We start from the raw sequence: 14,814 nt of genomic DNA on the forward strand, positions 1-14,814 counted from the left end.
GTGATGGCCTCATCGCGAGCAAGCTCGCTCCCACAATGGGTTCTTCATCTCAGGAGGCCGACATCCGCGCCTTGCGCCGACGCCGGCTGATCAATCCCAACGCCACCGCCACCACCAGCACCACACCGCCCATTTGCAGCCAGACTTTGTAAGGCCGCAGCGTCGAGCGGATCGGGTCCAGGGCCTGGGTCACGTAGCGTTTGTTCGCCTTGCTGAAGTCCGGTTCCTGGCATTGATGACCGAAATCCCCGGCCCAAACCACATACGGACCTTCCTTCACATAACGTTGATACAGCGCGCTTTGTTCCTCAAGGCTGGAGTTGTACCCCACCGCTTTGCACAGCACCGCCGCAAAGGCCTGGCTGGTATGCGGCAAATAATCCGCCGCCTGGCTCGCCAGCGCCGTGGCGACAAACCGATAGTGATAACGCATGTCCGGCTGCGCCGCGCTGGCCTGCTGGCGTTGCACTTCGCCTTCGGCCACCAGCGGCCCGACCTTCAGCTCAACCGGTTCCAGGCTGTAGTTGCCGCCCAGGCTGGCGTAATCCGGCGCCATCTCATAGCCGAGCAGCTCCATGCCCCAGTTGCGCGCCATCCAGGACGCATTGAAATAAGCCTCGGCCCGTCGGGTTGGCCACCACTTGGACTCCGCGTCCTGGCGCAATTGCCCATAGGCGCGGGCCTTGTTCTGCAGGTCCGCGTTATCGAAATAAGCCGGTGCCTCATCAAAGCGCCCTTCCCTCAACAACCGACGACCCAGCAGATTGCGCAGGCTCGCAGCCACCGGCAGCGGCACGTAGTTATCCCGATCCTCCTGGCTCAACGCCGGTGGTACCGGGACTTGGGCGTCGACGTACTGCTTGAGCTCATCCACCGTGAGCACACGCTCGGCGACGGCGGCAGCGTCGTACCAATAGTTGCTCTGGCCGCGATAGAGCTGATCGAAGGCTTGCAGGTAATCACCGCGCTGCAAGGCCAGGATCGCGCTTTCACCTTCGACACGGCACTTGGGCTGCACCGACTCGTAGTTCCAATCCGGTGTGCGCCGGTTGCCCCAGGATTCATCGTTCGGGAAAGCCTGGGCAGCCTTGGCATAAGCCGCCGCTGCGGCCACTTTGTCGCCGTCGCGCAAGGCCAGCTTGGCACGCACCCACCAGGCCAGGCCGGTGTCGGAAGCCTTTTGCACAAACGCCTGGGCACTGGCGTAATCGCCGTGCTGGTAACTCACCGCCGCCAAACGGTCGGCATCGTCCAGGTTGTCCCGGGCGTTGGCCTGCAACAGTTTGACCAGCCTTTTCTCACCCGAGGGTTCTTCACCGTCCCACCAGCCGACGCGGCTGAGCAGGTAGGCGGTGACCAATCGCTGCACCAACTGGGTCTTGAGCAGTTCGCTCAAGCGTCCATCCGGCTGGCTGCTCAAATCACCCGCCAATTGCAGCAACGAGCTGTAGCCCACCGGGGAGCCTTGCAGGTTCTGGATCGCATACAGGCCGATGGCACTGTCCCAGTCGTCCGCGGTATAGGCCACCCGGGCTTCTTCGCCAAGGCTGGCAATACCCAGTTCCAGCGGATCGCTGAAGCCGGCAATGCTCAATTCACGGGCCTGGCGAAACGCTGCTCGCGCCTGGTCCTGCAAGATCACAGGGTCGCCGCTGCCGGCCTCGGTGCTCACGGCGAACAAGGCCCGCCCCAGGGAGTACGCGGCCCAGGTGCTGCGCAACCGACGTTGGTCGGCCGGTAACGCCAGCAACTGCTGGAACGCGTCCACGGCACGCTGATGCTCGCCGACGTTAAAAGCAGCCGCGCCAATCGCATACAGGCGCAGTTCATCAGGCAGGTTGGCCGCTTCGGTTGCCACCTGGTCGACATCGGTCAGGGCCCGCAGGCGCTCCACCACCGCTTGCTGCGGCGGGGTCAGGCCGATCTGCTCAGCCTTGTTGCGTTGTTCAACGTAGGAAGGCAGGTCGTCATAGCTGTAGTCCGGGTTGCGCGTTGCCTCGGTGGCCGGCTTGAGCCCGTCAATCGCCTGGCCGAGGCGGCTGACCTCGAAGCGAAAGCTGCCTTCGGGCAATTCGGCCAGCGACTGGGCGCGGTTATCCAGCAGACGCATCGGGAAATCCGGGCCGCAGGCCAGCGCCGGGCCCAGCGGCAGGCAAAGGCTCAGGCACAGTAGGTGACGAGGCCACTTACGGGTAAACATTGAAACCTCCTTGGTCAATTTTCGTACAGCGCGCCCAGCCGATTGCCCGTTGGCTGCCAGCAGCCAAGCGGCCTTCCTGAATGCGGGTGAAGGTAAGCAGTCCGGGGGTTTGTTGCAACGTATAACCGGCCAGGGCATCGACGCCGTCACACGCGCCAACAGCCAGCGTCAGGCGCTGGGGCCAGGGGCTGTCGAGATTGCCCTGGTTAACCAGGCGGATATCGTACAAACCACCCTGCTCTTCCCACTGCAACGCCAGGCGACTGTCCAGGTTGTCTCCCCGGGCGACGGCGCCGAGCGTGGTCAGGCTCCACGCCCGTCGGTCGCCGGCCAGGGGCAGGCGAAACCAGATCAGCCCCGCGAGATGTTGCGGCGGATCAGCCCGCAAATCTGCCGCCAGCCCAGCCACTTGTTGCGGATCGGCCAGCAACTCCCGCCGCTCGCCACCGCGATCGATCGGCACTTCGCTTTCCACCACCGGCGCGCCACTCTCCTGGGTCAGCAGCGCCACGCCGTACGCCGGCAGGGCCAGATAAAACGGTCGCGTGGTGACGTCGCTCCAGCGTTGCGCCCAGTGCCGGGCCTGTTTCGGGTCGAACAAGCCCTGCCGTGGATCGCTCACCGCATGGACCTGCAGCACGCTGCTGTCCACCGTTTCCAACAACCCGGGCAATGCTGGGCTGTCGAGCCAGGCCGGTAGCGCCGTGATGCTCAGCCGCAGGTTGGCGGGCAGGACTTGCCGCAGTTGGCCGAGGAATGTTCCATAGGCCGGCAACCGTACATTGCCAGCATCGTGGTCGATCTCCACACCTGCCGGGGTCAGGCCTTGGGCTTGCCAATCGCCCAGCACCTGCTGGATTTGCGCGATCACCTCATCCTGCTCCAGAGCCTTGAGCTGGCCGTCCAGGCGAACCACGGCGATCAACGGACGGCCGTCAGCCTTGAGCAAGACCGGATTGATCCGCGCACGGCTCCAGCCCGCCCCGGGAAAAGCCTGCAACGCCAGCACCCGCAGCGTGGAAAAATCACCCTGGCTTTGGCGCAGCGCCAGCGCATGGGCCGGAGTCCATTGGCGTTGCCAGATATAGAGTTGTTGATCGAGGGCCGGGGCCGGGGATTGTTCGCAGCCCCCCAAGAGCAACACGACGAGGGCCAGGGAGAGCCGGAAAAGAAAAATCATGGAGCCTCACCACCCATCAAAGCCCGGCAGATTACCGCCACTCGGGTCGAAGCGGAAATGGTGCAGAGTAGATTTGATCCTACTGTGGGAGCAAAGCTTGCTCGCGAAACAGACGCCTCGATCTATGAAAGACCGCAGTGCCTACATCTCGAGCAAGCCTTGCTCCCGCAGTGAAGATAAATCCCCTCGCCACCGGGTTCCGTTTCAGGCGTGCTTTTGCAACCCGACAACCGTACGCGGCATGCCCACGAAACCGGGCAAGGCTTCGATCCGCGCCAACCAGGCCCGCACATTGGCATAGCTCTCCAGCGACACATTGCCTTCCGGTGCGTGGGCAATGTAGCTGTAGCCGGCGATGTCCGCGACGGTTGCAGCGTCACCCGCCAGATAAGTACGGCTGCTCAATTCCTGATCAATGACTTTCAGCACATTGTGAGAACGGGCAATCACGTCCTCGGCGTTGTAGGCCGCACCAAACACCGTGATCAGCCGCGCCGAGGCCGGCCCCGCATGGATCGGCCCGGCCGCCGCCGACAACCAGCGCTGCACCTGGGCGGCGCCAACAGGATCGGTCGGCAGCCAGCGACCCTTGCCATATTTGTGCGCCAGGTACACCAGGATCGCGTTGGAATCCGCCAGCACCACGCCGTCATCGTCAATGACCGGCACTTGGCCAAACGCATTGAGCGCCAGGAAATCCGCCTGTTTGTGCGCGCCCTTGGCCAAGTCGACGAAGACCTCTTCAACAGGTAGCCCGAGCAGCGAAAGCATCAGTTGAACGCGATGGGAATGGCCGGAAAGTGGGAAGTGATAGTGCTTGATTGGGTTCATGGTCGACTCCGCTGCAAGTGACGCCATCAGCACAACGGCGTCGATGGGGTCATCTTCCACTCCAGGCAAAAACAAGAGAATCACCCAGAAATGCAATCCATTGTTTCAGCCAGAGAAACAATGCTTCAACCGCTCAAGGCCGGATGTTCGCGCAACGCACTGACGACAAAATCGACAAAACTGCGGACCCGCGCTGGCGCATTGCGCCCGCCCTGGTACACCACATGGATCGGCAGAGGCGGCAGTTCGAATTCGGCCAGGACGATTTCCAGTTCCCCTGCAGCCACGTTGCCTGCCACTTGGTAAGACAGGACTCGCGTCATCCCCAGCCCCTGGCAGGCCGCCGTGATCGCGGCCTGGTTGGCCGTCACCACCAGCCGAGGCACGGGCCGGACGGCCAACGGTTGGCCTGAGTCGATGAAGGTCCAGCTTTTGACCTGACCGATGGCCGACGACGCCACCACCGGCATTCGCTCCAAGTCCTCCGGGTGCCGCGGCCGCCCGTGGCGCGCGAAGAAATCCGGGGCGCCGCACACCACCCGCCGCACTTCACCGACACGCACAGCGTGCAGGTTGCTGTCCGGCAGCTCGCCAATGCGCAAGGCAACATCAATGCCCTCCTCCACCAGGCTGACCGTACGATCCAACAACAAGGCGTTGATGCTGACCTCGGGGAACCGGTGCAAGTAATCCACCAGCAGCGGCGTGACGAACAACTGACCGAACAGCACCGGTGCGGTAATCGTCAATTGCCCACGGGGCTGGACGTGGCTGCCGGCCGCCGAATCCTCGGCTTCCTGCAGATCGCTCAGGATCCGACGACAGTCCTCGAGAAAGCGCTGGCCGGCTTCGCTCAGGTACACATTGCGGGTGGTGCGCACCAACAATGGCGTGCCGATGCGTTGCTCCAACGCCGCCACCGCCCGCGTGACACTGGCCGCCGACAGCCCCAGGCGCCGCGCTGCCGCCGAAAACCCCGACTCTTGGGCCACGGCGAGAAAAACCTGCATTTCCTGGAACCTGTCCATCCATCCCCCGATGAGAAATCCTGATACAAGTTTTCTGCGCGCCTCAAAGCAGCGCTACGCGGCCATTGTAGGGGCCTGGGCCAGTGAACCACAGCGTAGCGCAGCCAGACACCGGGACATTGCCTCGGCCAGGGGCGATTGCCCTTGCTACCATCCCTGCTCATGACAATTTCATGACCGAAGGAAGAATCTCTGTGGGAGCGAGCTTGCTCGCGATGGCGGTGTATCAGTCCATACGGCATGCGACTGACTCACGCTATCGCGAGCAAGCTCGCTCCCACAGGGTTGGTGTGTTGTTCAATGGATTGGCTTCAACGAAAGGCCTGTTTCTTGTGAATATTCTTTATCGCGCTTCAACCCACCCCCGCGCCGCCCTCATCGCCCTGATTGGCTGCGTACTACTCGTCCCCATGGGCCTGCGTCTCGCCCTCGGCTGGTCCGACCCGCTGGGCTATCTCTCGGACCTGGGTATCGGCGGGTTGCTGATCATGCTGCTCCATCGCCGCCCCGGGTGGCTGGCGTTCCCGGTATTGCTGGCCTGGAGCACGTTGACGCTGGCCAGCATCGAGCTGGTCAGTGCGGTCGGGCGGATGCCCAGTCCTTCGGACATTCATTACCTGACCGACCCGCAATTCGTTGAAAACTCCACCAGCGGCGGCTTCGCCCATCCGTGGCTGGCAGCGATCCAGTTGGCCGCGCTGGCGTTCTGGCTGATGACCCAATGGACCAGCCGTCCACGCCAGGCGCCACGCTTGCCTCGCCATGCCTGGGCCGTGCCCGTGTTGCTCCTGTTGGGCCACGGCGCACTGCAAGCCTGGCGCCCCAGCGAGGCGGACCAATGGAACGTGTTCAACCTGCCTCACCAACTCGTCACGGCGGGTATCGCCGCCGGGCAGGACCAGGCCCGACAATGGCTCGACGGCGATGCCGTGGACCCCGCACCGCCCATGGCAGGGCTGACCCGCCTGGACCTCGATGGCAACAGACTGCTGGCCGAACCCGGGCGTGCGCGCAACGTCCTGGTCATCGCCCTGGAGGGCATTCCCGGCGCCTATGTGGGCGCCAACCGTCAGGCCTTGAAAAGCAGCTATCAGGAGAACCTGATGCCGCACCTCAGCGCCTGGGCCGAGCGCGGCATGAACACCCCCGATTACGTCCTGCACAGCCACCAGACCATCCGCGGCTTGTACGCGATGCTGTGTGGCGACTATGACAAGCTCGACAACGGCACGCCCAAAGGCGTCGAAATGCTCAACCAGACCCAGCGCAACCAGGCCTGCCTGCCGGCCCAGTTGCGCCAGAACGGTTTTTCCACGCACTTCCTGCAGGGCGCAGGCCTGCGATTCATGGCCAAGGACCGGATCATGCCGCACATCGGTTTCGACACGACCCTGGGCATGGAGTGGTTCACTCGCCCCGCCTACCTGGAATTCCCTTGGGGCAAGGACGACAAGACCTTCTTCGAAGGCGCGCTGGACTACGTCGGGCAACTGCAACAAGCGGACAAACCCTGGATGCTGACCCTGTTGACCGTGGGCACGCACCAACCCTACTCGGCACCAGATGACTACCTGCAACGCCACGACACCGCCAAGCAGGCAGCGGTAGGTTACCTGGACGACGCACTGGAGAACTTCCTGGCGGGCCTGGAACGCCAGGGCATCCTGGACAACACCCTGGTGGTCATCACCTCGGACGAATCCCATGGCATCGACGACGTGCGGCTGGCCTCGTCCTGGGGGTTCAACCTGACGCTGGCACCGGAGCCGTTGCCCAGGATCAAGTCAGGCACCTACGGCCATGTCGACCTGACCGCCTCGATCCTCGATTACTTCGGCTTTACGGTGCCCACGTCGTTGTCTGGCCGCTCGATGTTCAGGGACTACCCGACGGGCCGGGAAATCATGTCGTTCACCAACGGCAAGCTGCGCTATCACGACGGCAAAGGCACGTTTACCGAGTGCGACTTCCTCCAGCATTGCCGTGACTACACCAGCGCAGGCTTCATCGCCGACCGCGCCACCTATGGCGGACAATACAGCGGCCAGCGCGCCAGATTGATCAACGCCCGGGCCACGGCCCTGGACCAGACCCTGTTGCGCACGCCCTTGAACCAGCATTATCAGTTCGGCGGCGCGGATAAAATCCCGCTGCCGGCCCAGGTCATCGACGACTGGGCCGACAACCTGATCGGTGCCCAATATCTGGAAATGCCCAAGGGTTCACAGACCCGCGTCAGCCTGACCATCCGCGCCGTCGAGGCTGATCATGCCGCCTACATTTCCCTCAAGGCCAAGGAGTTCGAGCAGGATGTGCCGATGGACCTGCCGACCGAGGTGGCGGTGACACCCGACCAGCCGCTGGTGATGAACATCCGTTTCGACAACCCGCAGCAGCGCAAGGCGTTTTCCTTCCATCTGCTCGGCCATGGGGTCGGCGCCATCGAGATCAGCGACTTCAGCGTCGTGACCGAACTGCCGGACCAGACGGACCAGCCGCAATACCTGGACGATATGCAGGAAGACAGCGAGGCCCAATCCAGCTGAACGAAAAATGCGCAACCCCTGAACACGGCGACGCGTTTCTATTGTTCGGGGCCGGACTTGATCAATGCTTGATCAATTGCATGATTTCGAACGCGTTCAATGCCGCCCCCCGCAGTAACTGGTCACCGCTGATGAACAGGTCCAGCCCATGCTCGCCATAGATCAGGTTGTAGCGAATCCGCCCGACTTCCACCGCATGCTTGTAGGTGGAGGTCATGGGCATCGGATAGGCGCCATACTCCGGTTCATCCACCACTTCAACCCCCGGCGCCGCGCGCAACAACTCACGCACCTGCGCCAATGATTGGATGGGCTCTTTGAACCGCAGGCTCAGGCTCTCGGCATGGGAGCGCAGGGTCGGCACCCGCACCGCCGTGGTGCTGATAGCCAACGCCGGCTCATCCAGGACCTTGCGCAGCTCCCAGACCACTTTCATTTCTTCACGGGTGTAACCATTGGCTTCGAACGAATCGACCTGGGGAATCACGTTGAAGGCAAGGTTATGGGCGAAGTGCTCGCTGTCATCGCGGTCGCCATAATCGCTGAAGGACTTGGCCTTCTCTCGCAGTTCCAGCATCGCCGGCTGCCCCGCACCGCTGGCGGCCTGGTAAGTGGAAATGATCGCGCTCTCCAACCCGAAGGCCTGATGCAGCGGCCCCAGCACCATCAGCGCAATGGCCGAGGAGCAATTGGGGTTGGCGATCAGTTTTTCGCCCTTGTAACGCTGACCGTTGATGGGCGGCACCAGGAGCGGAATCGCCGGGTCGTAACGGAAGGCCGAGGAGTTATCGATGACGTAGGCGTTCTCAGCCAGACGCTCGCCATACTCCAAGGCGAAAGCCCCAGACACACACAGGAAGACGATATCGCACGCGGCGCAACCCTCGACCGAAAAGGCTTCGATCAGGTGCTCGCCCTTCCCCACCTTCAAGCGCTTGCCCGCCGAACGGCCAGAGGCCATGCACACCACTTCATAATCGGTATTTTCAAGCAATTGCAGCATGGTCATGCCCACTGCACCGGTGCAGCCCACCACGGCGACTTTCTTCATTTCGCGTTCCTTATCCACCTTTGCAAAGGCTCAACCGTCTTGGTTCTCCCGATTGCCTGCGATCAATTGTAGGGAGACGGGCCCGTCCGCTACAGTGCAGCGCAAGACAATAAACGGTGGATTTACGCCAAATGCATGCGCCCCCCGGAACCGTGGCAATCCTCGTTTATGAAGGCCTTTGCGTGTTCGAGTTTGGTATCGCCCTGGAAATCTTCGGCCTGCCTCGCCCTGAGCTGGATGTAGCATGGTATGGCCATCAAATCGTCGCCGTCGACGCTGGACCGATGCATGCGCTGGGAGGCCTTCGGATAGCCGTCGACGCGGGCCTCGAAGCACTGGATACCGCGCAAACCATCATCATCCCCGGCTGGCGAAGCCACCACGAACCGCCTCCTGAAGCGTTATTACAAGCACTGCGCCGTGCCCATGCCCGCGGTGCACGTCTGCTGTCGATCTGCTCGGGGGTGTTTGCCCTGGCTGCCACCGGGCTGCTCGACGGCAAGACCGCGACCACCCATTGGCAATTCTGCGCAGAACTGGCTGAGCGCTTCCCGCTGATCACGGTTGACCCGAATGTGCTGTATGTCGATTCCGGGCAATTGATCACCTCAGCCGGCAGCGCCGCCGGCATCGACGCCTGCCTGCACCTGATTGCCCGGGACTTCGGCACGCACATCGCCAACTCGGTGGCCCGTCGCCTGGTCATGGCGCCGCAACGGACCGGTGGCCAGGCCCAGTTCATCATCGCCCCCGTGAGCAAGTCACCACGCAACGAACTGACCCGCGTCCTGCAGTGGATGCGTGAAAACCTCGACCAGCCCCTAAGCGTCGGCGACATGGCCGCCCGCGTCGCCATGAGCGAGCGCACCTTCCTGCGCCGCTTCGTCGAAACCACCGGCCTGCCGCCCAAGACCTGGCTGCAACAGGAACGCTTGAACCGGGCACGGGCGCTGCTGGAAAGCACCGACCAGAGCACGGCCGGCATCGCCCAGGCCTGCGGCTATCGGTCGGTGGAGAGTTTCCGGGCCGCGTTCAGGAACGCTATCGGTTTGCCGCCCTCCGCCTATCGCGAAAGATTCGGCGGCTGTGAGGGTCGCCCAGAGGAGGCCTGGGGCTAATCCAGCAACCGATGCAGCTTGGCGTACTGCAACAGCATGATGGTCTTGCCGTCGCAAATCTCCCCGGTCTCGATCATGCCCAAGGCCTGGTCGAGGGACAGCTCCAGCACTTCGATCTCTTCGCCCTCGGCTTCCAGGCCGCCGCCTGCGTGCTGCTTGTCTTCATCGAAGTACTCGCCGACGAAAAAATGCACCCGTTCAGTCACCGAACCCGGGCTCATGAAGGCTTCGAACACCTTGCGCACGTCCTGGATGATATAGCCGGTTTCTTCCTGGGTTTCCTTGCGGATGCAGGTGTGCGGGTCGTCGTTGTCCAGCAGGCCGGCGCAGGTTTCAACCAACAGACCGTCGTGTCCGTTGACGAAGGCCGGGAAGCGGAATTGCCGGGTCAACACCACGGTCTGCCTGGTCTTGCTGTACAGCAGGATGGTGGCGCCGTTGCCACGGTCGTAGGTCTCGCGCGTCAGCTCGCGCCATTGGCCGTTGCGGCCGAGGTAGTCGTAGGTGGTCTTGCGCAGTACGTACCAATCATCCGAGAGGACTTCGACGTGCTTGATGCGTACGCGATCTTTGGTGGCGGTTACTTGTGTCATCACCCACTCCATGTCTGGTATTCGAGCGGGAGGCTAGCAGAGGCCGGCTCGATCACTCCAGCCCGGCGGTGAAGACCTTTCCGGGGTTCATCAGCCCGGCCGGGTCCAGCGTGCTCTTGATGGCGCGCATCAACTCGATCTCCAGAGGATCCTTGAAGCGGACCGCCGCTTCAGGTTTGGCTTGTCCCAGCCCATGTTCGGCACTGATGCTGCCGTTGAAGGCACTCGTCATCCGGTAGATGACTTGCATGATCGCGTGTTCGCGAGCCTTGAACGAAGCGTCCACATCGCCGACCGGTTTGCTGATGTTGTAGTGCAGGTTGCCGTCGCCCATGTGGCCGTAGGAAACGATGCGCACGCCCGGGAAGTCCTGTTGCAGGGCTCTATCGGCACGTTCAATGAATTCCGGTATCCGGCTCACGGGCACGCTGATGTCGTGCTTGAGGCTCGGGCCTTCATGATTCTGCGCCTCGGAAATACCTTCGCGCAGCGCCCAAAGCGCCGCGGCCTGCGCCTGGCTGCTGGCCAATACCGCATCAATGACCCAACCGTGCTCGAAGGCGTAGGCCAGGCCGTTTTCAAGCAACAGCGCCAAGGGCGCGTCGGGCACCGTGTCGCGCAGTTCAATCAAGGCGTACCAAGGGTGCTTCGTTTCCAGCGGATCACTGCAGCCGGCCACGTGATCCAGGACGAAATCCAGGCTCTGGCGCGACATCATCTCGAAACCCGTCAGGCGGTCGGCGCACAGGCTGCGAACATAGCCGATCAAGTCCACCGCCGCCTGCGGCGAAGGCAGCGCGACCCACGCTGTCGCCGTGCTGTGGGTCGCCGGGAACAGTTTGAGCACCGCCGCCGTGATAATGCCCAGCGTGCCCTCCGAGCCAATGAATAAATGCTTGAGGTCGTAGCCGGTGTTGTCTTTACGCAAACCTCGCAACCCATTCCAGATGCGACCGTCGGGGAGCACCACTTCCAGGCCGAGGGTCAGCTCACGCATGTTGCCGTAGCGCAGCACCGCCGTCCCGCCGGCATTGGTCGCCAGATTGCCGCCCACCGTGCAACTGCCCTCGGCCCCCAGCGACAGCGGAAACAGCCGATCGGCCTGCTGGGCGGCGTCCTGCAACTGCTGCAGGATCACCCCGGCCTCGACCGTGATGGTTTCATTAGCCAAGTCGATTTCACGGATGCGCTTCATCCGGGTCAGGGACAGCACCACTTGGTTGCCAGAGGCATCAGGGATCGAGCCGCCGCACAAACCGGTATTGCCGCCCTGGGGCACCAGGGCAATCCCGGCGTCATGGCAGAGCCGTACAACATCAGCCACCTCTGCGGTGGTGGCCGGGCGTACCACCAGGGCGGCCTGGCCCTGGTAGGCGTTACGCCAGTCCGTCAGATAGCCGCGCATCAGCTCAGGATCACGCACCAACCCTGACGGTCCGACCACCTGCTCAATGCGTTGGATGACTTCATGGCTCAACGACGACATGCCTCTCTCCTCAATCGGCTTACGCACGCTTCCCGAACTCAGCCTGGTTCGCCGTCCAGCCCGCCACTCGGTCGCTCAAGGACAACCCCAGGCCAGGCCGGGTGGGCACCAGCATGCGCCCGTCACGCGTCTCCATGCGCTCGTTGAACAGCGGCTCCAGCCATTCGAAATGTTCCACCCAGGGCTCACGGCTATACGTGGCGGCCAGATGAATGTGCAGTTCCATGGCAAAGTGCGGCGCAATCATCAACCCCGCTTGCTCGGCCGATGCCTGGACCTTGAGGTAAGGGGTTATGCCACCAACACGGGGCGCGTCGGGCATCAGGTAATCGGCTGCGCGCAGTCTGATGAACTCCCAGTGCTCGGCAACGCTGGTGAGCATTTCACCGGTCGCGATCGGCGTATCGAATTGCAGCGCCAGCGCGGCATGACCTTCAGCGTCATAGCAATCGAGCGGTTCCTCGATCCAGATCAGGTTCAACGGCTCAAGACGGCGGCACATGCGCTGCGCAGTGGGCCGGTCCCATTGCTGGTTGGCATCGACCATCAATGGGAAGTCATCGCCCAAGTGTTTGCGGATGGTGCTGACCCGATGCAGATCCAGTGCCTGGTCAGGCTGCCCGACTTTGAGCTTGATGCCACCGATGCCCTTTTCCCGAGAGAGGTCGGTATTGATCATTAATTGTTCAAGCGGCGTGTGCAGGAATCCACCCGACGTGTTGTAGCACTGGACGGAGTCGCGATGGGCACCGAGCAAGCGAGCCAGGGAAAGATTGGCCCGCTTGGCTTTCAGATCCCACAGGGCGACGTCAAATGCGCCAATGGCCTGTGTGGCCAGGCCGCTGCGCCCCACTGAGGCACCCGCCCAGCAGAGCTTGTCCCACAGTTTTGAAATGTCGCTGGGGTTTTCGCCGATGAGGCTGGGGGCGAGTTCCTGGGCGTGGGCAAATTGCCCGGGACCACCGGCGCGCTTGGAATAGCTGAACCCCAAGCCACGGTGGCCATCCCTGGTTTCGATTTCCACGAACAACATGGCGATTTCTGTCATTGGCTTTTGCCGACCGGTCAACACCTTCGCATCGCTGATGGGGTTGGCCAATGGCAGGAAAACCGAGGCCACGCGCACCCAGGCAATGCGGTCGTCGTCGGCGGAAGGCATTTGAGGCGTGTCTTGCATGGCTTTGCTCCGAACGTTTGGGTTTGGCTGCTGCAACACCTGTTCGGGTTGCAGCAGCGAACGCGGACACATGCAGCGGGCTAGCTGCGCATCAATTCAATAGCAGCGCTTTTCCTGTTGCGAATGACCGTCACCAGGTGCCAGGAGATGGAGGCGGCAGCCAGGATGAGAAAGCCCGCCGAGATGGGATTGGTCAGGAAGCCGCCGAAGTTGCCATCGGACAGCATCAAGCCACGGCGCAAGTTGGTTTCAGCCATCGGACCGAGGATGAAACCGATGATGAACGGTGCAATCGGCAAACCGGCTTTTACGAACCCGTACCCCAGCAAGCCAAACAGCAACACCGCCCAGACATCGAAGATCCGGCTGTTCAAGCCGAAGGCCCCAACCACGCACAAGACCAGGATGATCGGCAGCAGGATGTGCTTGGGCACCGCCAGCAACTTGATGAACATGCGCAGGCCGTAGAACTCGAGCACCAGCATCAGCACGGAAGCGAGGATCAGCGCGGCGAAAATCGTATAGACCAACGGTGCCTGGCTGATGAACAGCAGAGGCCCGGGCTGGATGCCGTGGATCATGAAGCCACCAAGCATCACCGCCGTGGTGGTGTCGCCGGGAATGCCGAGCGTCAGCAGTGGAATCATCGCGCCACCGATGCCGGCATTGTTTGCCGTCTCGCTGGCCACCACGCCGTCAATCTTGCCTTTACCGAACTCCTCAGGCGTCTTGGAGCGTTTCTTTGCAACGATGTAAGAAACGATATTCGACGTACCGGCACCGATACCGGGCAGGATGCCGATACCGAGGCCGATCAGGGATGAACGGGTGGCGTTGGGCAGTTGGCCAACGAATTCCTTCATCGAAAAACCAAAACCTTTCACGCCTTTCATGCTGACGTGCTGGGGTTTGGCCCGGTGGCTCAGACGCGCGCTTTCCGCGAATTTCAGCACTTCGGCAACCGCGAACATGCCGATCATGACCGTGAGCATGGCGAAGCCGCCGTTGAGGCTCGGCAGGTCAAAGGTAAAACGACGGATGGCCTCGACCGGGGCGATCCCCACGGTGGAGAAAGCAAAGCCCAAGGCACCGGCAAACAAGCCTTTGACCAGCGAGCCGGTGGACAGCGTGGCAATCAACGTCAGCGAGAAAATCGCGATAGAGAAGTATTCGTGCGGGCCAAAGCTCAGGGCCAGTTCCGCCAGGATCGGGGCGATGAACATCAGCGCGGCGATACTGAAGATAGTGCCGAGGAACGAGAACACCACGCCAATCCCAAGGGCTTTGACGCCATGACCTTGTTTCATCAGCGGCCAACCATCGAATGTCGTGGCGATGGAGGCCGGCGTTCCCGGTATGTTGAGCAATATCGCCGATATCAGCCCTCCCGAAGTGGCACCGACGAACAGCGCGACCAGCAGCGCCAAGCCAGGGCCTGGCCCCATCGAGTAAGTCAGCGGCAAGCACAGCGCGATAGCCATGGTGGCCGAGAGCCCGGGCACCGCACCAAAAACGATCCCCACCGCAACGCCGAGGGTGATCAGGAGAAAAACGTAGGGTGTCAGTACGGCCGCGAAGCCTGTTTGCATGAGCTCAATCATGGC

Annotated in this window: 11 protein-coding genes; 2 read left to right on the plus strand and 9 right to left on the minus strand. The window is 62.2% G+C overall.

Annotated elements, in window-relative coordinates; translation table 11 throughout:
* Nucleotides 1-49: 49 nt before the first annotated feature.
* From HU749_RS00725 to HU749_RS00740, 4 genes are all read right to left on the minus strand, one after another.
* Nucleotides 50-2,200, minus strand: coding sequence for a hypothetical protein (locus HU749_RS00725; protein ID WP_186649473.1), 2,151 nt, complete (start codon nucleotides 2,198-2,200; stop codon nucleotides 50-52).
* Complete coding sequence (locus HU749_RS00730) at nucleotides 2,187-3,380, minus strand: DUF3142 domain-containing protein (RefSeq protein WP_079302108.1); 1,194 nt, start codon at nucleotides 3,378-3,380, stop codon at nucleotides 2,187-2,189. The genes HU749_RS00725 and HU749_RS00730 overlap by 14 nt, the downstream gene beginning before the upstream one ends.
* A gap of 204 nt (nucleotides 3,381-3,584) precedes the next feature.
* Nucleotides 3,585-4,211, minus strand: coding sequence for a glutathione S-transferase family protein (locus tag HU749_RS00735; RefSeq protein WP_186649475.1), 627 nt, complete (start codon nucleotides 4,209-4,211; stop codon nucleotides 3,585-3,587).
* Nucleotides 4,212-4,336: 125 nt separating this feature from the next.
* Nucleotides 4,337-5,239: a LysR family transcriptional regulator gene (locus tag HU749_RS00740; protein WP_046063362.1), complete on the minus strand. Its 903-nt coding sequence runs from the start codon at nucleotides 5,237-5,239 to the stop codon at nucleotides 4,337-4,339.
* A gap of 332 nt (nucleotides 5,240-5,571) precedes the next feature.
* On the opposite strand from HU749_RS00740, the gene HU749_RS00745 reads away from it, so the two are divergent.
* Nucleotides 5,572-7,785, plus strand: a complete 2,214-nt coding sequence (locus HU749_RS00745; protein ID WP_186649478.1) for an LTA synthase family protein — start codon at nucleotides 5,572-5,574, stop codon at nucleotides 7,783-7,785.
* 61 nt (nucleotides 7,786-7,846) lie between these two features.
* Here the strand turns inward: HU749_RS00745 and HU749_RS00750 are convergent, their stop codons facing one another.
* Nucleotides 7,847-8,836, minus strand: coding sequence for an aspartate-semialdehyde dehydrogenase (locus HU749_RS00750; protein ID WP_079302105.1), 990 nt, complete (start codon nucleotides 8,834-8,836; stop codon nucleotides 7,847-7,849).
* Nucleotides 8,837-8,967: 131 nt separating this feature from the next.
* Here HU749_RS00750 and ftrA point away from each other — a divergent pair, with 131 nt between their 5' ends.
* Nucleotides 8,968-9,954: a transcriptional regulator FtrA gene (gene ftrA, locus HU749_RS00755; protein WP_079302104.1), complete on the plus strand. Its 987-nt coding sequence runs from the start codon at nucleotides 8,968-8,970 to the stop codon at nucleotides 9,952-9,954.
* Here the strand turns inward: ftrA and nudK are convergent.
* The 4 genes from nudK to HU749_RS00775 all read right to left on the minus strand — a co-directional run bounded on the left by nudK (nucleotide 9,951) and on the right by HU749_RS00775 (nucleotide 14,811).
* Nucleotides 9,951-10,547: a GDP-mannose pyrophosphatase NudK gene (gene nudK, locus HU749_RS00760; protein ID WP_046063368.1), complete on the minus strand. Its 597-nt coding sequence runs from the start codon at nucleotides 10,545-10,547 to the stop codon at nucleotides 9,951-9,953. The two genes, ftrA and nudK, sit on opposite strands and share 4 nt — an antisense overlap.
* A 52-nt stretch (nucleotides 10,548-10,599) precedes the next feature.
* Nucleotides 10,600-12,033 (minus strand): FAD-binding oxidoreductase, encoded by a 1,434-nt coding sequence (locus HU749_RS00765; RefSeq protein ID WP_079302103.1) that lies wholly within the window; start codon nucleotides 12,031-12,033, stop codon nucleotides 10,600-10,602.
* Between the two features lie 19 nt (nucleotides 12,034-12,052).
* Entirely contained in the window at nucleotides 12,053-13,210 is a 1,158-nt protein-coding gene (locus HU749_RS00770; protein WP_186649481.1) for an L-talarate/galactarate dehydratase, read from the minus strand.
* An 80-nt stretch (nucleotides 13,211-13,290) separates the two neighbouring features.
* Nucleotides 13,291-14,811 (minus strand): tripartite tricarboxylate transporter permease, encoded by a 1,521-nt coding sequence (locus HU749_RS00775; protein ID WP_014340981.1) that lies wholly within the window; start codon nucleotides 14,809-14,811, stop codon nucleotides 13,291-13,293.
* Nucleotides 14,812-14,814: the final 3 nt, after the last annotated feature.

The sequence above is a fragment of the Pseudomonas ogarae genome, assembly GCF_014268695.2.
GTDB lineage: Bacteria > Pseudomonadota > Gammaproteobacteria > Pseudomonadales > Pseudomonadaceae > Aquipseudomonas > Aquipseudomonas kilonensis.